15 protein-coding genes are annotated in these 17774 nt (G+C 69.9%); 5 read left to right on the plus strand and 10 right to left on the minus strand.

All coding sequences use genetic code 11. The annotated features are described in order from the left end of the window. Positions 1 to 9 precede the first annotated feature (9 nt). The gene (locus tag ACZ6SD_RS07590) at positions 10 to 1410 is read left to right on the plus strand and encodes an NAD(P)H-quinone dehydrogenase (protein WP_465316105.1); all 1401 of its coding nucleotides are present in this window, start codon (positions 10 to 12) and stop codon (positions 1408 to 1410) included. Between the two features lie 550 nt (positions 1411 to 1960). On the opposite strand, the gene glpK is transcribed toward ACZ6SD_RS07590, so the two are convergent. Both glpK and ACZ6SD_RS07600 read right to left on the minus strand, forming a co-directional pair. Further along, on the minus strand, positions 1961 to 3475 hold the full coding sequence (gene glpK, locus ACZ6SD_RS07595) for a glycerol kinase GlpK (RefSeq protein WP_465316230.1): 1515 nt from the start codon (positions 3473 to 3475) through the stop codon (positions 1961 to 1963). Positions 3476 to 3509: 34 nt separating this feature from the next. Continuing rightward, positions 3510 to 4250, minus strand: a complete 741-nt coding sequence (locus tag ACZ6SD_RS07600) for an MIP/aquaporin family protein (RefSeq protein ID WP_465316231.1) — start codon at positions 4248 to 4250, stop codon at positions 3510 to 3512. A 203-nt stretch (positions 4251 to 4453) separates the two neighbouring features. On the opposite strand from ACZ6SD_RS07600, the gene glpD reads away from it, so the two are divergent. Together glpD and ACZ6SD_RS07610 are read left to right on the plus strand one after the other, a co-directional pair. Then, positions 4454 to 6199, plus strand: coding sequence for a glycerol-3-phosphate dehydrogenase (glpD, locus tag ACZ6SD_RS07605; RefSeq protein WP_465316106.1), 1746 nt, complete (start codon positions 4454 to 4456; stop codon positions 6197 to 6199). 118 nt (positions 6200 to 6317) lie between these two features. Then, the gene (locus ACZ6SD_RS07610) at positions 6318 to 7676 is read left to right on the plus strand and encodes a DEAD/DEAH box helicase family protein (protein WP_465316107.1); all 1359 of its coding nucleotides are present in this window, start codon (positions 6318 to 6320) and stop codon (positions 7674 to 7676) included. A gap of 356 nt (positions 7677 to 8032) precedes the next feature. On the opposite strand, the gene ACZ6SD_RS07615 is transcribed toward ACZ6SD_RS07610, so the two are convergent. The 7 genes from ACZ6SD_RS07615 to ACZ6SD_RS07645 form a co-directional block, all read right to left on the minus strand. Then, positions 8033 to 9226 (minus strand): PPE domain-containing protein, encoded by a 1194-nt coding sequence (locus tag ACZ6SD_RS07615; RefSeq protein WP_465316108.1) that lies wholly within the window; start codon positions 9224 to 9226, stop codon positions 8033 to 8035. Positions 9227 to 9244: 18 nt separating this feature from the next. Then, the gene (locus ACZ6SD_RS07620) at positions 9245 to 9616 is read right to left on the minus strand and encodes a transcriptional regulator (RefSeq protein WP_465316109.1); all 372 of its coding nucleotides are present in this window, start codon (positions 9614 to 9616) and stop codon (positions 9245 to 9247) included. A gap of 137 nt (positions 9617 to 9753) precedes the next feature. Beyond that, entirely contained in the window at positions 9754 to 10287 is a 534-nt protein-coding gene (locus ACZ6SD_RS07625) for a GNAT family N-acetyltransferase (RefSeq protein WP_465316110.1), read from the minus strand. Between the two features lie 34 nt (positions 10288 to 10321). After that, positions 10322 to 10984 (minus strand): HAD-IA family hydrolase, encoded by a 663-nt coding sequence (locus ACZ6SD_RS07630; RefSeq protein WP_465316232.1) that lies wholly within the window; start codon positions 10982 to 10984, stop codon positions 10322 to 10324. Beyond that, entirely contained in the window at positions 10921 to 11394 is a 474-nt protein-coding gene (locus tag ACZ6SD_RS07635; RefSeq protein WP_465316111.1) for a DUF1707 SHOCT-like domain-containing protein, read from the minus strand. The genes ACZ6SD_RS07630 and ACZ6SD_RS07635 overlap by 64 nt, the downstream gene beginning before the upstream one ends. Before the next feature lie 209 nt (positions 11395 to 11603). Beyond that, on the minus strand, positions 11604 to 12047 hold the full coding sequence (locus tag ACZ6SD_RS07640; protein WP_465316112.1) for a DUF1707 SHOCT-like domain-containing protein: 444 nt from the start codon (positions 12045 to 12047) through the stop codon (positions 11604 to 11606). A 21-nt stretch (positions 12048 to 12068) separates the two neighbouring features. Beyond that, positions 12069 to 13847 carry an acetyl/propionyl/methylcrotonyl-CoA carboxylase subunit alpha gene (locus tag ACZ6SD_RS07645; RefSeq protein ID WP_465316113.1) on the minus strand — a complete coding sequence of 593 codons (1779 nt, stop codon included), beginning with the start codon at positions 13845 to 13847 and terminating at the stop codon, positions 12069 to 12071. A 132-nt stretch (positions 13848 to 13979) separates the two neighbouring features. On the opposite strand from ACZ6SD_RS07645, the gene ACZ6SD_RS07650 reads away from it, so the two are divergent. Then, a complete protein-coding gene (locus ACZ6SD_RS07650) occupies positions 13980 to 14681 on the plus strand; it encodes a hypothetical protein (RefSeq protein ID WP_465316114.1) in 702 nt (233 codons plus the stop codon). 1374 nt (positions 14682 to 16055) lie between these two features. Here the strand turns inward: ACZ6SD_RS07650 and ACZ6SD_RS07655 are convergent. Continuing rightward, complete coding sequence (locus tag ACZ6SD_RS07655; protein WP_465316115.1) at positions 16056 to 16676, minus strand: Maf family protein; 621 nt, start codon at positions 16674 to 16676, stop codon at positions 16056 to 16058. A gap of 418 nt (positions 16677 to 17094) precedes the next feature. On the opposite strand from ACZ6SD_RS07655, the gene ACZ6SD_RS07660 reads away from it, so the two are divergent. Further along, positions 17095 to 17754, plus strand: coding sequence for a GOLPH3/VPS74 family protein (locus ACZ6SD_RS07660; RefSeq protein ID WP_465316116.1), 660 nt, complete (start codon positions 17095 to 17097; stop codon positions 17752 to 17754). The last annotated feature ends 20 nt before the right edge of the window (positions 17755 to 17774 follow it).

The raw sequence follows: 17774 nt of genomic DNA on the forward strand, positions 1-17774 counted from the left end.
GGAGCAGCTGTGACCCGGATCGTGATCATGGGCGGGGGTCCGGCGGGCTACGAAGCGGCCCTGGTCGCCGCGCAGCACGGCGCCGAGGTCACCGTGGTCGAGCGCGACGGTCTCGGCGGCGCCTGCGTGCTCTACGACTGCGTCCCGTCGAAGACATTCATCGCCTCCGCTGGCGCCCGGGTCGCCTTCCGCGACGCCGACGAACTCGGCATCGGCGTGGACGACGTCGACTCCACAGTGCACCTGCCGGTCGTGCGCGGCCGGGTCAAGGGCCTGGCGCTGGCGCAGTCCGCCGACATCCGCAACCGCGTGCAGCGCGAGGGCGTGCGGGTCGTGCACGGCCACGCCCGCTTCTGCGACGACCGCACCGGCATGGCCGCGCACCGGGTCGAGATCACCTCCCGCGACACCACCGAGGTCCTCGACGCCGACGTCGTGCTGATCGCGACCGGCGCGACCCCCAGGGTCATCGCGGGCGCGGAGCCCGACGGCAAGCGGGTCCTGGACTGGCGGCAGATTTACGACCTGGAGGAACTGCCCGAGCACCTGGTCGTGGTCGGCTCCGGGGTGACCGGAGCCGAGTTCGCCTCGGCGTTCATCGAGATGGGCGTCAAGGTCACCGTCATCTCCAGCCGCGACCGGGTGCTCCCGCACGAGGACGCCGACGCCGCCGCCGTGCTGGAGGGCGTGTTCGCCGAGCGCGGCACCACCCTGGTCAAGCACGCCCGGGCCGAGCGCATCGACCGCGACGCCACCGGGGTCGTGGTGCACCTCCGGGGCGGGGAGACCGTCCGCGCCAGCCACGCGCTGATGACAGTCGGGTCGGTGCCCAACACCGCCGACATCGGCCTGGAGAAGGTCGGCGTCGAACTCGGCTCCGGCGGGTTCATCACCGTCGACCGGGTCTCGCGCACCAGCGTCCCGGGCATCTACGCCGCGGGCGACTGCACCGGCGTGCTCATGCTCGCCTCCGTCGCGGCCATGCAGGGCCGCATCGCCATGTGGCACGCGCTGGGCGAGGGCGTCGCCCCGATCAAGCTCAAGACCGTCGCGGCGAACGTGTTCACCCACCCGGAGATCGCCACCGTCGGCATCAGCCAGCAGGCCATCGACTCCGGCGAGGTGCCCGCGCGCACCGTCATGCTGCCGCTGGCCACCAACGCGCGGGCCAAGATGGAGGGCCTGCGGCGCGGCTTCGTCAAGCTGTTCTGCCGCCCGGCGACCGGTGTGGTCATCGGCGGCGTGATCGTCGCGCCGAGCGCGAGCGAGCTGATCCTGCCGATCGCGCTGGCGGTGCAGAACCAGTTGACCGTGGACGACCTGGCGCTGACCTTCTCGGTCTACCCGTCGCTTTCCGGCTCGATCACCGAGGCGGGCCGCCAGCTCATGCGGCACGACGACCTCGACTGAGCCGTCCTCTCCCGGGGTACTTTGAGATCGTAACCACCCAATCGTGCGTACTTTGTACGTCCGATGTCGTCGTTCTGTAACCATTTACTCGGGTGAATGGGTGAAAACCAGAGGTTTGTCTTTCGTACAATCTACTGGGCCGGTACCCCTGAGGGGTCAAACCGTTACGGAGGCCACCATGTCGCGTCGCACCGAATGCCCGGAGTGCCTAGGATCCGGGCTCGCGCCGAACCGCCGGGATTTCTGCCCACGCTGCGGTGGAATCGGGCAGGTCCCGAGGATGCGGATACCGCATCCGGCGCCGCTCTTGCTGCGTAGACAATCCGCGGGGACCTGAGACAGGACCAGGTCGAGGAATTGGTCGGCGGTTATGCGCCATAACTTTCCGCTCGGGTAACAACGCTGTTTCCGAAGCCGATTCCGATCAACCGCCTGATTCGCCGCCACTGGAACGAGAACGCCCCCGCGCAGGCGCGTGCGCGGGGGCGTCTGGCGAGGGTGGTCAGTCCTCGTCGGTGAGTGGTCCTCGGATTTCGGTGATCATCCGCGCTCAATCCTCGTCGGTCACCCAGCCGAAGGTCCGGGTCACCGCCTTCTTCCACTGCCGGTACGTGCGGTCCCGTTCGGCCTCGTCCATCGAGGGCTCCCACTGCTTGTCCCGCGCCCAGTTGCGGCGGATGTCGTCTTCGCTTTCCCAGAAGCCGACAGCGAGCCCCGCCGCGTAGGCCGCGCCCAGCGCGGTCGTCTCGGCCACCACCGGGCGGATCACCGGGACGCCGAGGATGTCGGCCTGGAACTGCATCAGCAACTCGTTGCCGACCATGCCGCCGTCGACCTTGAGCGAGGTCAGCGGGACACCGGAGTCGGCGTTCATCGCCTCGATCACCTCGCGGCTCTGGAACGCGGTCGCCTCCAGGACCGCGCGCGCCAGGTGGCCCTTGGTGACGAACCGGGTCAGGCCGACGATCGCGCCGCGGGCGTCCGAGCGCCAGTACGGGGCGAACAGGCCGGAGAAGGCGGGCACGAAGTAGCAGCCGCCATTGTCCTCGACCGCGCGGGCGTGCTCCTCGATCTCCGCCGCCGTGCTGATCATGCCCAGGTTGTCGCGGATCCACTGGACCAGCGACCCGGTGACCGCGATCGACCCTTCCAGCGCGTAGACCGGGGCCTGGTCGCCGATCTTGTAGCAGACCGTCGTCAGCAGGCCGTTCTCGCTCATCACCTGCTCGGTGCCGGTGTTGAGCAGGACGAAGTTTCCGGTGCCGTAGGTGTTCTTGGCCTCGCCGGGCGACAGGCAGGCCTGGCCGAACGTCGCGGCCTGCTGGTCGCCGAGGATGCCCGCGATCGGCACGCCCGCCAGCGCGCCGCGCTCGCGGACCTTGCCGTACACCTCCGAGGACGACCGGATCTCCGGCAGCATCGCCAGCGGGACACCCATCTCCGCGGCGATCTCCGCGTCCCAGGACAGGGTCGACAGGTCCATCAGCAGCGTGCGCGAGGCGTTGGTGGGGTCGGTGACGTGCACGCCGCCGTCGACGCCGCCGGTCATGTTCCACAAGACCCAGGTGTCCATGTTGCCGAACAGCAGGTCGCCCGCCTCGGCCTTCTCCCGCGCGCCGTCGACGTTGTCCAGAATCCAGCGGATCTTCGGGCCGGAGAAGTATGTGGCCAGCGGTAGCCCTGTCTTCGCCCGGTAGCGCTCCTGTCCGCCGCCCAGGTTGCCCAGTTCGGTGGCGATGCGGTCAGTCCGAGTGTCCTGCCAGACGATGGCGTTGTAGACCGGCTCGCCGGTGACGCGGTCCCACACGACGGCTGTCTCGCGCTGGTTGGTGATGCCGACCGCGGCGATGTCGGACGCGTGCAGGTCCGCCTTGGCCAACGCGCCCGCGGCGACCGCCCGGGTGTTCTCCCACACCTCCGCCGGGTTGTGCTCGACCCACCCGGCACGCGGGAAGATCTGCTCGTGCTCGCGCTGGTCCACCGCGACCACCTCGCCCGCGTGGCTGAAGATCATGCAGCGGGTCGATGTGGTGCCCTGGTCGACGGCGGCCACGTACTTGGTCATGCTCATGCCTCTCAATGCTTGCGTCGATCAGCTCTCAGGACGGGAGGGCCTGCGCCAGCAGGCCAGCGGCCACGGCGCCGACCAGCGGACCGGCGACCGGAACCCAGGAGTAGCCCCAGTCCGCGCCGCCTTTGCCGCGGATCGGCAGCACCGCGTAGGCGACCCGCGGGCCGAGGTCACGGGCCGGGTTGATCGCGTAGCCGGTCGGGCCGCCGAGGGAGTTGCCGATGCCGATCACCACGAAGGCGACCGCCGCGTAGCCGAGCGCGGAGTTGCCGAACTGCGGCAGCCCGCCCTCGTCCAGCTTCATCGTCGGGCTGGTCAGCACCCACAGGACCAGCACGAAGGTGCCGATGACCTCGCTGACCAGGTTCCACGCCGGTCGGCGCACGGTCGGTCCGGTCGCGAAGATCCCCAGCGTGTTTTCCGGCTCGTCGTGGGTGTCGAACTGGAGCTTGTAGGTGAGCCAGCACAGCACGGCCCCCAGGAACGCGCCCGCCAACTGCCCGATCAGGTAGGCGGGCACGTCGGCGAGGTCGGTCTTGCCCGCCGCCAGCAGGCCGATCGTGACCGCGGGATTGAGGTGCGCGCCGCTCGGCGCGGCGATGCTCGCGCCAGCGAACACCGCGAAACCCCACCCGAAGTTGACCAGCAGCCACCCGCCCTGGAAACCGAGCGACTTACGCAGGACGGTGTTCGCCACAACACCGCAACCGAGAAGGGTCAACGCGGCAGTGCCCAGCAGTTCCCAGAGAAGGATCTCCCCGAAGGTCAACTCCACAGTGTCGGTCTCCCTCGCGCGCGGGTAGCGAGGGGCAGGCAGGGGCCTGGACCGGGTGGCGCCACTGCCTACCCACAGTGAAAATCGGACGCTACCGTTCGGGCGACGAAGCTGTCCATGGGCCGAATGCCGGGTCAGTCGGTTGCCGGTAGCGTTGGCCGCGTCGGGTTGTCCGCGGGCGGCAGGGGAGACGGACAGTGGTCAACCACAAGCCGGGTTCGGCAGTGGACCGGATCGGCGGCGGACTCGGTCCGGCCGAACGGGAACACGCCTGGCGGCGGTTGGCCGACGAGACCTTCGACGTCGTGGTGATCGGCGGCGGGGTCGTCGGCGCGGGCACCGCCCTCGACGCGGCCACCCGAGGCCTCAAGGTCGCCCTCGTCGAGGCGCGCGACCTGGCGTCCGGCACGTCGAGTCGATCAAGCAAGCTGTTTCACGGCGGCCTGCGCTACCTGGAGCAACTGGAGTTCGGCCTGGTCCGCGAGGCCCTGCGGGAACGCGAGCTGATGCTCACCCGCCTCGCCCCGCACCTGGTCAAACCGGTCAGCTTCCTCTACCCGCTCACCCACCGCGGCTGGGAGCGCCCCTACACCGCGGCCGGTCTGTTCCTCTACGACAGCATGGGCGGCGCGCGGTCGGTCCCCGGCCAGAAGCACCTCACCCGCGCTGGCGCCCTGCGGCTCGCGCCCGCGCTCAAGCGCGACGCCCTCATCGGCGGCATCCGCTACTACGACGCCCAAGCCGACGACGCCCGCCACACCATGACCGTCGCCCGCACCGCGGCCCACTACGGCGCCGTGGTCCGCACCTCCACCCAGGTCGTCGGCTTCACCCGCGAAGCGGACCGAGTCTCCGGCGTCCGCGTCCGCGACGTCGAAAACGGCGCGGAGGCGGAGGTGCGCGCGCACGCGGTGATCAACTGCACCGGCGTGTGGACGGACGAGATGCAGCACGCGTCAGGCAGCCGGGGCCGGTTCCGGGTGCGGGCCAGCAAGGGCGTGCACATCGTCGTCCCCCGCGACCGGATCGTCGCGGAGTCCGGCCTGATCCTGCGCACCGAGAAGTCCGTGCTGTTCGTCATCCCGTGGCGCAACCACTGGATCATCGGCACCACCGACACGGACTGGAACCTGGACCTGGCCCACCCCGCGGCGACCAGACAGGACATCGACTACCTCCTCGACCACGTCAACAAGGTCCTCGCCACCCCACTGACCCACGACGACATCGAAGGCGTCTACGCCGGGCTGCGCCCCCTGCTGGCAGGCGAGAGCGAGGAAAGCTCCAAGCTGTCCCGCGAGCACGCCGTCGCCCGCGTGGCCCCCGGCCTGGTGGCGATAGCGGGCGGCAAATACACCACCTACCGAGTCATGGCCGCTGACGCGGTAGACGCGGCCGCCGTAGACCTCCCCGGCCGACTACAACCGTCAATCACCGACCAGGTCCCCCTCCTCGGCGCTGACGGCTACCACGCCTTGGTCAACCAGGCGGACCTCCTAGCGGCCCGCCACGGCCTACACCCCTACCGCGTCCGCCACCTGCTCGACCGCTACGGCTCCCTGATCCACGAGGTCCTGGCCCTGGCCGACAACAACCCAGACCTCCTCAAACCCGTAGACGCCGCCCCCGACTACCTCCGCGTGGAGATCGTCTACGCCACCACCCACGAAGCGGCCCTACACCTGGAAGACGTCCTAGCCCGCAGAACCCGAATCTCCATCGAATACCCCCACCGCGGCGAAGACTGCGCCCACCAGGTGGCCACCCTCATGGCCACCCCCCTCAACTGGCCCGAAGCCACCACCAAAGCCGAAATAACCAACTACCTCTCCCGCGTAACCGCCGAACGCGCCTCCCAGAACAAACCCGACGACCAAGCCGCGGACGCCACCCGCGCCACCGCCCCCGAAGTCCGCCCCCACCTAACCGAACCCGTGCCCTGACCTTTTTCCGCCTCCCGAACGATCCGTTTCACCGCCGTTCGCGCCGGGTAGTTGACCAAGTGCGGTGTAGGTGTCTCGGCTCCACCCGCTCGTTCACTGGTCGAGTGGAGGTGCCTGGATGCAGTGGGCGCAAGTCAGCGGCGCGGTCATGGCCGGGCTCGTGGTGATGTTGTTCGGCTGGATCGTCCGCACTGTCTGGGCGCGTAGGCAGGTCCCCACCGGGCTGTCGCGGCACGTCAGCAGGCGCGGCTACCTCAGCAAGATCCTCAAGGTCTCGCGCGACCCGGGTGTGCGGAGGCTGGACGCCTTGGTGCCGAATCTGGCGCCCGCTCGGGGACATGAGGCACTGGCGCGGATTCAAAGCGCGTGGGCGGAGATCAACGGCCGCGACGGCACGCGGGTGCTCGCTCGGGCCAACCTGGACGGCCTCACCACCGGGGCCGAACTGCTCAGCAAAGGCATCGAGGTCCGTGTCACCCGGACGGCGCGGTCCGATGACCTGTCCTACCACATCTTTGGCGGAGCCGAGTTCCGCGTGGTGCTCAACCACCGGGACGCTGGCCGAGACCGGCCGAACCAGTTGTCCGGGCAGCCGCACGCGCGGGTGTACCAGAGCCACTTCGACAAGGAGTGGGCCGTGGCCCGACCGCTGGAGTCGGTGCTGGCCGAGGAGGTGCTCAGCGACATCAAGCCCGGCGCGAGCCGCGAGCGCGTCCGGGCTCAGGTCGCGGACTTGGCGGCGAAGTACCGGCTCGACGCGGTCGCCGTGGACACCGTGCTGCGGCACGTCGCGTTTCGGCACTGGGCACCGGTCGTGTTCATCACCGGGCTCCCCGGCGCCGGGAAGTCGCTAGTGCGCAAGCGCCTTGCGCGGAAGCTGGTTGCGATGCGTTTCCAGGTGGACGAACTGACCGACTACGTGTTCGCGTTCCGGGACTTTCTCTATCACGCGATCCAGCTTGACGGGCGCGGAGCCGGGTTCCGCGTGCACCCCGGAGGATCTTTCCAGGTCGACGACGAGCAAGCGCTGGGCCCAGCGCTGAACTCGCTCTCCATGCGGGTCTGGGAGAGCCGGGGCCGAACCCCGCTGACCCTGGTCGAGTTCGCGCGCTCCGACCTCGTCGCCGCGCTGGAAAGGTTCGATCACGAGGTGTTGGAGTCCGCACACGTCATTCACATCACCGCGACCGCCGCCGCTCGTGGCGAGCGGTTGCTCAAGCGCGCGAAGCCACCCCAGGTGATGATTACCGGCCAAGACGTGGTGGTTCGCCCGTCGGACGACCACCAACTCCCCAGCACCCCCGCCCGCTCTCTCTACACGACCGACGACCTCACCCGGCTGCGTGGGATGCGCGAGGTGGCGGGCCGAGTCCACCATATCGAAAACGACACTGATGACCCGACCCTGACCACGATCGACAAGCGCCTCGACGCGTTCATCGAGGACATCCTGCGACCGTACAAGCTCTCCCCCTGAGAACGACTTCGCCGCCGAACCACACCACAACTTAAGCACTACCCGGCTGGCCAGGTGCTCCGCAGGAACGGGACAGCACACCCGCTCCCCCTGCCAACCGCACCCAAAGTCGTGGGGTGCAGAGGGGGGAGCCGGGGAGCCGGACCCCCACAAAGCCGCACCCAGGCTCGCCCAGTGCTCGATGGGGTGGAGTGGTTTCTTTGGGGGTGAAGGAAGATCCCTAAACTCGCCGTGGTCGTGGGGCCGAAGGCTCCCCACCCGTCTTTCCCACGACGGGATCTTCCTTCGTAGGGGCCCCAAAGAAACCACTCCACCCCATCGAGCAACCCCCAGAACCAGCCACCCCAGGAACGCCCTCAGCCGCCAATCACCCCAGGCGGCAAGCGATGATCCTCCCCATCCACCGAAACCGACTCGGTAACCTGCCCGCTCCGCCCCAAATCCCGCCGACGCCCCCCGCCAGACCCGAACGTCTCCGGACTATCCCCAAACCACTGGCTCGACCCCAGAGCCTCCACCCCAAACCGCCGCACCACAACCTTGTCGTTCGACGCGGCAACCCCCACCGGCGCAGCCCCACCAGCAGCCGTCCCCGTCGCCAACCCGGGAGCCCCGCCAGCAGCCAAATCATCAGCGGGCAGCGGAGCACCAGCCCCAGGCCGCTTGGCGCGAGTCTCCGCCCGGTCATTCGGCACCACGCCACTACGCACCCCAGGCGCGGCAACCGGCGCCACCTGGTTGACCGCCGCGGCCCCGCTGTGAACCCCCGCTTGCAGCACAGGCCGCCGCACAACCTCCGACTCAGCCGCCGCCCCGGCAAGCCCCACACCCTGACCAACATGCCCGCCACCAGCATGCCCACCAGCAGCATGCCCACTCTGCGCGAACGAACCAGCGCCCGCCGAGCCAACGAAACCGTGCGAGGGACCGTGCACGAAGCCCGCGGACGACGAGTGAGTTCCCCCACCCACCCCCTGTCCCCGGCCACGGTGCAGCCCAGCCGAAGTGATCAACTCGGCGGGCTTGGTGAACCCGGTGAGCGCGGCCAGAGTCGTCGCGGTGTTGAGTTCGTAGGCCGCCATGACCTCGAACGCCTTTTGCTCGTCCGCTGACCGCGCCGCTTCGGCGGGCTCGGCGTCGGTCTGGACCACCGCGACCATCGCGGGCGGCGGCAGCGTCGGATCGGGCTGCTGCGGGGAGATGTCGGCGGGGGCGGGCATGTCCGCGCGCGCCTTCGCGATGTGGTCGCCTTGGTCCTCGACGGCGACGCGCATGTCCGCCGCGCCGGTCGCGGTGTCGCGCGCCCAGGTGGCCAGGGGCGTCAGCCGGTCATAGGCGGCGCCCGCGGCGCGGCCCGCCCAGGCCGCGGTCGAGGTGTCCAGCGTCGCCAGGAGGTCCTGGCTGATCTCGGTGAGCGTCGCCGACAGCGCCGCCCAGCGGCGAGACGGCTCGGCGGAGGCCTGCGCGCCGGGGCCATCGTGCAGCATCCGGTACAGCTCTTCGTGGGTGAAGCCGCGCCAGCGCGCGGCCTCGGTCGCCTGCTCGGTCATCGTGTGTTCCCTCGCCGGTCAGCCTCGGTGGGTGACTGTCACCTGGTTGTCCTCTTCGAGCAGGCGGTACTGCTCGGCGATCTTGTCCAGGGTGTGCACTGCCGTGTCGAGCTGGGCGCGGTAGGCCAGCAGCACGTCGAGCGCCGCCTGCTCGTGGTCGACGGTCAGCGCGTTGACCCCGGTGGCCGCGTCCTGGCTCACCGGGTCCCGTGCCCACGCCTCGACCCGCAGGCCGGTGTCGCCGAGCCGGAGTTCGTCGTCAACCCGCGACAGCGCCGCCGCGAACGCCGAGCGCAGCGCGGGCACCGCCTCCGGCGACACGTCGAGCAGGTCACGGTTCTGGTCGCCCCCGGGACCGCCCTGCCCGTGTCCGTTCGTCCCTGCTGACACGTCGCCCTCCCCGATCGCTGCCTGGTCGGCCCGGTGTGGTGGCAAGCCGTGGCACGGTCACCTTATCGTCGGATTCGACCGTGCGGTGTCATCTCGTAGACGGAGCGTCGGCCTGCCTGGTTCCGTTCCCCCGCGATCTACACACCGTCCGTGGCGGACGTTCCGTTACGCAAGATCAGCAGCGCGCCCTCCTCGGTGTCGCGAACCAGCGAAAAGCCCAGCTTCTCGGCCACCCGGCGAGACGCCGCGTTGCCCGGGTAATGCTTGTAGGCGATCTCCCGCAACCCGAGCGCGCCGAACCCGAAGCGGATCACCGCCCCCAGCGCCTCGGTCGTCATCCCCTTGCCCCGGGCGGCCGGGAGCGCCCAGCAGCCCGCCTCGGCCGTGCCGCGCTCCAGGTCCACCTCCTTGAGCAGCACCTCGCCCAGGAACTCCCCGGTCAGCGGATTGGCCACCACCCACGAGAAGCGCGTCTCGTCTGCCCAGCCTGCCCGGCGGCGGGCGATGTACGCGCCTGCCCGCTCAAGGTCGCTCACATCGAGGTGCGGCAGCCACCGCTTGCTCTCGGGGTCGGCGAAACCCGCGACGATGGCGGGCCGGTCATCGATGCGGTCGTCGTCGCGCAGCGCCCGCAGGTAGTACTTGCCCGCGTTGATCTCCACCGGTTCCACCGCACCACGGTATCCGGCGGCACCGACAGCGGGCTCAGCCGAGCAGGCCGTGCGTGGCCAACGCCGTGCGCAGGGCGTCGGTGTCCGGGACGTGCGCCGCGGCCAGGCCGAGGGTGGTCGCCGCGGTGATATGGGTGGTCGAGTCGTCGCAGAACAGGATCTCGTCGCGGGACACGCCGAGGATCGCCAAGGCTGCCAGGAACGCCTCCGGGTCGGGCTTCGCCACGCCGGTCTCGGCCGAGGACACCACACCGTCGACCTCCCGGTCGAGGCCGAGCGCGGCCAGGTCGGCGGCGAGCCTGCTGGTGGCGTTGGTGAGCAGCGCGACCCGGCACCGGGTGCGGACGGCCCGCACCAGGGTCAGCGCCGCCGTGACAACGGTCCCGGTCGAAGACCAGGCGTTCACCGCGGCGAGCGCGGTTGAGGCGGGCACGTCGTCGCTGGTGAGCGCGTCGGCGACGGAGGTGAGCCAGCGCTCATGCCGCACGAGGCCGGTGATCGCGGGCGTCAGCAGATCCGGCCGGAACGCGGTCGCCGCCAGCGACCCCGATGGCAGGCCGTGGGCGCGTTCGACGTCGGCGTCGGGGGCGAACTCGCGCAGCACGCCGTCGAGGTCGAGCAGCAGCAGCGTGATCAGCGCCCGCTCCCGCGCGAGCGCCGCCTGCGCCGCTCGAACTCCCGCCGGTCGCGCCGCCAGTCGTCGCCGAACAGCGCCCCGCCCGCGACGAGCACCGCGACCGGCAGCAGCAGGATCGGCCAGAAACCCCGCAGCAGGAACACGAACAGCACTAAGCCGACGATCGCCGATACCGGCACCAACGCCGCGTACAGCCGCTGACCGACCGGCCGCGACTCCCAGCCACCCACTGCCCGCGCCGGGGCGGGGATCAGCGGGGTGGGCGCGGCGAACCGGGGCCGAGGGTCGGGCAGATCGCTGAACAGGGCCAGCAGCTCACCCCGGGTTCGGGCGGTGGTGACCTTGGCGCTGCGCTCGCCGTACTCATCGATGTCGAGCCTGCCCGCGCTCATGTGCTCCCCCAGAGTCCGCAGCGCGTCCTCCCGCTCGGCGTCGCTGATGCGCAGGTCGGAAGGGGGTAACTCGGTCACACCCCGATCCTACGGAAACCGCGGCGGCCCGGTCCCAACTAGTTCGCGGGGTACGGCGTGCGTCTGCGGCTCCGGAGGTCTCTGCGTCCCAGACCAATCCGCGCTGGGCTCTAAGAAGAGGCTCACCGTAGCTTCCGGGATCTCTTAGCCGGACGAGCCCGCTTACCGTGCGGCTCTTGTCCGAGGCTCAGCCGTGTCTCTTGGCGGGGTCAGCCGCGTTTCTTGAGGGCCTCTTCGACCGCGGCGGTCAGGATCGTCACTCCGACCGCGACCACGATCGTCCACCACAGGCCCTGGAACACGGTGAGCAGGATGGTTCCGGGGATGCCCAGCAGCATCGTCATGCCGCCGAGCATCCCCACCGCCTCGCTGGCGGGCGTCGGGACGAGGCCGTCGTCCGCTGGCCTGCCCACCGCCTGCTTGAGCCGCTGTTTCGGGCTCACCGCCGCGCTCAGGTCGGGGTGCGGGCCGGGCAGATCGGTGAACAGGGCCTCGATGTCGCCTCGGGTGCGCGCGGCGACGGCCCGGACGCAACGGAACTCGTACTCCGCCACTTCCAGCCTGCCCGTCGACAGGTGCGTGCCGAGCAGGGCCACCGCCTCGTCGCGCTCCGCGCCGCTGATGCGGATACCCGCGTCCCGCCCCTGCGCCATGCCGCGCAGTCTATAAACGCCTCAGTCCTTGATCTCGCAGATGACCGAGCCGGTGGTGACGGTCTCACCCTGGGCGACGCCGAGGCTGGTCACGGTGCCCGCCTTGTGCGCGGTGACCGGGTTCTCCATCTTCATCGCCTCAAGCACGACGATCAGGTCGCCCACGGCGACCGTCTGGCCGTCCTCGACCGCGATCTTGACGATGGTGCCCTGCATCGGGGCCGCGACCGAGTCGCCGGAGGCCGTGGCGCCGGACTTGCCGCCCGCGCGCTTGCGCGGCTTGGCCTTCGCCGCCGCGCCGCCGCCACCGGAGCCCACCGCCAGGTTGCCCGGCAGCGACACCTCCAGCCTGCGCCCGCCGACCTCGACCACCACGTTCTGCCGCGGCTCGTCCTCAGCGGCCTCCGCGCCGCCGGTGAACGGCTCGATGGTGTTGTCGAACTCGGTCTCGATCCACCGGGTGTGCACGGTGAAGCCGTTCTCGTCGCCGATGAACGCCGGGTCGCGCACGATCGCGCGGTGGAACGGCACGACCGTGGCCATGCCCTCCACGACCAGCTCGTCCAGCGCCCGACGCGAGCGGGCCAGGGCCTGCTCGCGGTCCTCGCCGGTGACGATGATCTTGGCGAGCATCGAGTCGAACTGGCCGCCGATCACGGTCCCCGACTCGACACCGGAGTCGACGCGGACACCGGGGCCGTCCGGCGCGCGCCAGAGCGTCACGGTGCCCGGGGCGGGCAGGAAGTTGCGGCCAGCGTCCTCGCCGTTGATCCGGAACTCGATCGAGTGGCCGCGCGGGGCCGGGTCCTCGGTCAGCCGCAGCTTCTCGCCCGCGGCGATCCGGAACTGCTCACGCACCAGGTCGATGCCCGCGGTCTCCTCCGAGACCGGGTGCTCGACCTGCAGGCGGGTGTTGACCTCAAGGAACGAGATCGTGCCGTCGGCGCCGACGAGGTATTCGACGGTGCCCGCGCCCGAGTAACCGGCCTCGCGGCAGATGGCCTTCGCGGAGCTGTGGATCTGGGCGCGCTGCTCGTCGGTGAGGAACGGCGCGGGCGCCTCCTCGACCAGCTTCTGGTGGCGGCGCTGCAGCGAGCAGTCGCGGGTGCCGACGACGATGACGTTGCCGTGCTTGTCGGCGAGCACCTGCGCCTCGACGTGCCGCGGCTTGTCCAGGTACCGCTCAACGAAGCACTCGCCGCGGCCGAAGGCGGTGACCGCCTCGCGCACCGCGGAGTCGAACAGTTCGGGGATCTCCTCGATCGTGCGGGCCACCTTCAGGCCGCGCCCGCCGCCGCCGAAGGCCGCCTTGATGGCGACCGGCAGGCCGTGCTCCTCGGCGAAGGCCACGATCTCCTCGGCTCCGCCAACCGGCTCCTTGGTGCCGGGCACCAGCGGCGCGCCCGCGCGCATCGCGATGTGCCGCGCGGTCACCTTGTCGCCGAGGTCGCGGATGGCCTGCGGATCCGGTCCGATCCAGTTCAGCCCGGCGTCGATGACGGCCTGGGCGAAGTCGGCGTTCTCGGACAGAAAGCCGTAGCCGGGGTGGACGGCGTCCGCGCCGGAGCGCTTCGCCACGTCCAGCACCTTGTCGAACGACAGGTAGCTCTCACCGGGGGTGTTGCCCCCCAGCGCGAAGGCCTCGTCGGCCAACCGGACGAACGGCGTGTCACGGTCCGGGTCGGCATAGACGGCGACGCTCGACAGACCGGCGTCACGGCAGGCACGGATGACTCGGACGGCGATCTCGCCGCGGTTGGCGATGAGTACCTTGCTCAGCGCCTTTGCCGACTCGGACACGCCGTTCCTCCTTGATGTTCGCACGGGCTCTTGGGGAGTTTACGTACCCGTGGCCCGACCGGAACCGAGAGCAACCCCACAATCCGCGGATACGCTCCCCGCAGACTTCGCCGCACCGCAGGAGGTGACGCCGTGCCAGGCCGACGCGCACCGACCGCGGTAGTGCTGACCGCGCTGCTCGCCGCCCTCGTCGCGGGCGCGGCCATGACCGGATCGGCCCTGCTCAGAGACCGTCCCAGCGGGCGAACTACGGTCACGGAAACTCCCCCCAATTCCCCACCGGGCATCGGCGTGTCGGGCTGCCGCCGGACCCCCTGCCAAGTCCTGGCCACCGCCACCGTCGCGGGCACCATCATCGACCTCGTCGCCGACGCGGGCGCGGCGTCCGGTCGCCTGCGCATCGGGGGCCCCTCAGCCAGCCAGGTGATTGAGACCACGATCACCGAACTGGGCGTCACCCTCACCCACGACTCCCTCCAATGCCACCCGGCGTCGATCTCCGCCTGCCTCATCCGAGGCGCCACCGACCAAGGCGCCACCGGCCAGGTCGTCGTCGGCCGCTCCGGCAAGTGGAGCCCCCTGACCAGGGCTTTCTACTCACGCGCAGGCCACCTGTCCCTGGTCGACATCGTCAACGACCCGGCCCCCGAAGTCCTCGCCGTCCAACCCGACTGCCCCGCCGACACCGACTGCGCGAAGCGGCCGGTGTACGCGCAGGTGTTCGAGCTGAGCGGCCGAGAAGTCGGCTGCTCCCGCACCTACAGCCGAGTTGACCAACTCCCCGGTTACCCCCAGGTCGACTTCACCGCCGCCCAACTCCACCCGTGCCCCTGACCGGCGTGACCCTGCCCACTTCCGAGCCCCACCGGCGGAAGGGGGTGCGCCCACCGCCCACCGCCGCCCCTGCCACCGATGCCCGGCCTCCCGCGCCCGACACCCCGTGAACGCGGTGTGCGCCCGGCGGCGGCTCCGGGGACGCCACCGGACCGGTGGTGAGCGCTCCCCACACCGATGGCGTCGCCGCACCCGGGGCCGTGCGTCGCCGAGGTTCCAGGCAAACGCCGTGGCCAAGGTGCCGCCGCAGGCGTACCCAAGCTGCCAACAACGATCTGGCGGTGTCACGGCTTGTGCCACCGTCGTTGGCACGGCCCTGGGACCGGACGCAGCCCCTGGGACCGGACGCAGCCCCTGGGACCGGACGCAGCCCCTGGGACCGGACGCAGCCCCTGGGACCGGACGCAGCCCCTGGGACCAGACGTGGCCCCTGGGACCAGACGTGGCCCGGAACCGGCGTGGCCCCAGGACCGGACGCTGCCTCCGGAACCGACGCAGCTCTGGGATCGGACGTAGCTGGCTTCGGATGCCGCCGCTGCTGGTGCCGCCACCCAGTTGGTCTGGTCACCGCTGTTGGCCCGGTCACGGCGGCTGGCTTGGTCGCTGCGGCTGGTCTAGCCAACGCGCCTGGTCCGGCCGCGCGGCTGGTTTGGTTACCGCTGGCGGCCGTTCGCAGCGGCTGGCAGGGTCACGGCTGCTGGTTAGGTCACCGGTGGTGGCCTGTCACCAGTGGTGGCTTGGTCACGCTGTGGCTCCTGCGCCGTTGGTGTCGCCGATATCGCCGCCGGGCCGTGGGCACGATCCTGCGGGTGGAAGCGGCAGCTCCCGAAGCAGACCGCCGCTGCCGGTATCCCAGCGCTGCCAGCGGGGGTGGCCGTTGGCACCTGGGAAGCCGCCGGTTTCTTGCCGTCCGGCCGTTCCGACATCACCCCGGTCCCGACATCACCCCTGGTGCGTCCGGCACCCCTGGTCCGTCGGTGGTGGTGTCGTGAGGCTCGGCGGGTCGGCGCGATCTTGCCGATTTCGACCTCGGTGCCTCGGTGCTGGTGGCGTTGCTCGTGGACGCCGCGTGTCTGGTGCGGTCTTGCTGCTCCTGGTGTCGCCGCTGTTGATGCCGTTGGCTTCGGTGTCGATGCGGTTGATGCTGACGTCATTTCATGGCGGTGCCATTGATGCCTGCAGGAGTTTGTTTGTCATTGGCGCTGGAGTGCTTGGGGTGTAGGTCGTGTTTGTTATGGGGTGGTTGCCGCCCTTCTGTTGTCGGGGCTTGAGGTTGTCAGCGCTGACAGTTGTGTGGGGGTTGTTTGAGGTGTGCGGGTTTAGGGGTGGTGAGTGGTTCTCGGCAGGTGTGAAGACTGGTGGGCGGAGAAAGGGTTACCGCCACAGGTCTATGACGCTGATGCCGAGGGAGGCCAGTAGGCGGCGGGTCAGGGGGAGGCTGATTCCGATGACGCTTGACGGGTCGCCGTCGATGCCTTCGATGAACCAGCCGCCGAGGGCGTCGAGGGTGAAGGCGCCCGCCACCGCCAGGGGTTCGCCGGTGGCGATGTACGCGTCGATCTCGGATTCGGTGGGGGTGGCGAAGCGGACGGTGGTGCTCTCCGTGCCGGTCGCGGTGTCGACGATGTCGCCGTCGCGGACGCGGAGGATGGCGTGGCCGGTGAGGAGTTGGCCGGTGCCGCCCGCCATCTTCGCCCAGCGTTGCCGGGCGATGTCGGGGGTGCCGGGTTTGCCGACCAAGGCGCCGTCGTAGTGCAGCATCGAGTCGCAGCCGACGACCACGGAGTCCTCGCGGGCCAGCGCGTCGAGGTTGCCGATGACCGCTCGGGCCTTGGCTTCCGCGAGCGCCACCACTGTGTCCTGTGGCTTCGGGTCGACCAGGGCCGCGGCGACGGCGTCCTCGTCCACGCCGGACACCAGGACGACCGGATCGATGCCCGCTGCCCGGAGGACGCCGAGGCGGGCTGGGGACTGTGAGGCGAGGACGAAGCGCACGAGAACCGAGGATACGGTGATGGCGCCGATGACGGGGTGGCGGTTGTCTGTGTGAACATGTGTTCGATAGTAGTGAGTTGGGGTCTGGTGTGTGGCGATGTGCGCGAGGTTCACTCGTTCGTGAATGAGTGGGGCCGATTCGGCATGGCGAGCCTGGAGTGGGGGTCCTGTTTGGTCCCGGGCTTGCCGACGCCGTGATGACGGCGCCCACGTGCTCTCTTGCGATTTGCTGGCACGGGAAGTCGACTACGAGTCGGGTGTTCTCTCGGTCAGCAGGGTCTTCGCTGTTCCCTCCCACGTTCCCACCGGGAACCGTGCGGTTGCGCGTTCGGATTAGACACAGATAAGTAGGGGCTGAGCGGCAGACCGGCCACCGATTTGAGTTAACCGATGAACGCGAACGATTGAGGATGGATATATGCCTCTTCTTGCCGAAGACATTATGCTGCTGCTATTGGACGACGAGTCCGGGCGCGTCGTCATCGACAACCTCCGGCGAGATCTGGTGATCGGCGGCGCGGTGCTGCTCGACCTGGTCGACAGCGGCCGGGTGGCTCCCGCTGGGCCGGAAGACGATGCCAAAGAGGGTCACGCGGTCGTGCGGGACAGCGCGCCCACCGGCGACGTGGTCCTGGACGCCGCCCTCCGGAAGTTGGCGGAAAAGCCGTTGAAGATGCAGAAGGCGGTCGAGGTCATCTCCAAGGAGGCCCGGGAGGGTGTTCTCGCCCGACTGGTGGAGCGCGGGCTGGTCCGCCGGGAGGAGACGAAGGTGCTCGGCGTCTTCCGGGTGAAGAGTTGGCCCGCGGCCGACACCGAGCACGAGGCAGAAATCCGCGCGGCGATCGGCGCCGTGCTGCTGCGCGGCGAGGAGCCGGACACGCGCGTGAAGGTGCTCATCTCCCTTCTGCACGCTTCGGGAGCCGTGACCAAGGTGATCGAGGGTGACAAGAAACTGATTCGCGCCCGTGCGGAGGAAATCGGTAAGAACGACTGGGTGCACAAGGCGATGCGGGACGTGTACATGGCTGTTTCGGCGAGTGTGGCCACGGTCGCCGCGGTCGCCGCCGCAGCGGGCTGACCAGGTGTCATGGGGAAGTC

This window comes from Actinokineospora sp. NPDC051303 (assembly GCF_055586285.1).

Bases quoted from the DNA above. Each gene is read 5' to 3' on its own strand.
- glpK (WP_465316230.1), bottom strand. From the start codon at position 3,475: ATGACCAAGTACGTGGCCGCCGTCGACCAGGGCACCACATCGACCCGC.
- ACZ6SD_RS07610 (WP_465316107.1), top strand. From the start codon at position 6,318: ATGCAGTGGGCGCAAGTCAGCGGCGCGGTCATGGCCGGGCTCGTGGTG.
- ACZ6SD_RS07640 (WP_465316112.1), bottom strand. From the start codon at position 12,047: ATGGCGCAGGGGCGGGACGCGGGTATCCGCATCAGCGGCGCGGAGCGC.
- ACZ6SD_RS07660 (WP_465316116.1), top strand. From the start codon at position 17,095: ATGCCTCTTCTTGCCGAAGACATTATGCTGCTGCTATTGGACGACGAG.
- ACZ6SD_RS07615 (WP_465316108.1), bottom strand. From the start codon at position 9,226: ATGACCGAGCAGGCGACCGAGGCCGCGCGCTGGCGCGGCTTCACCCAC.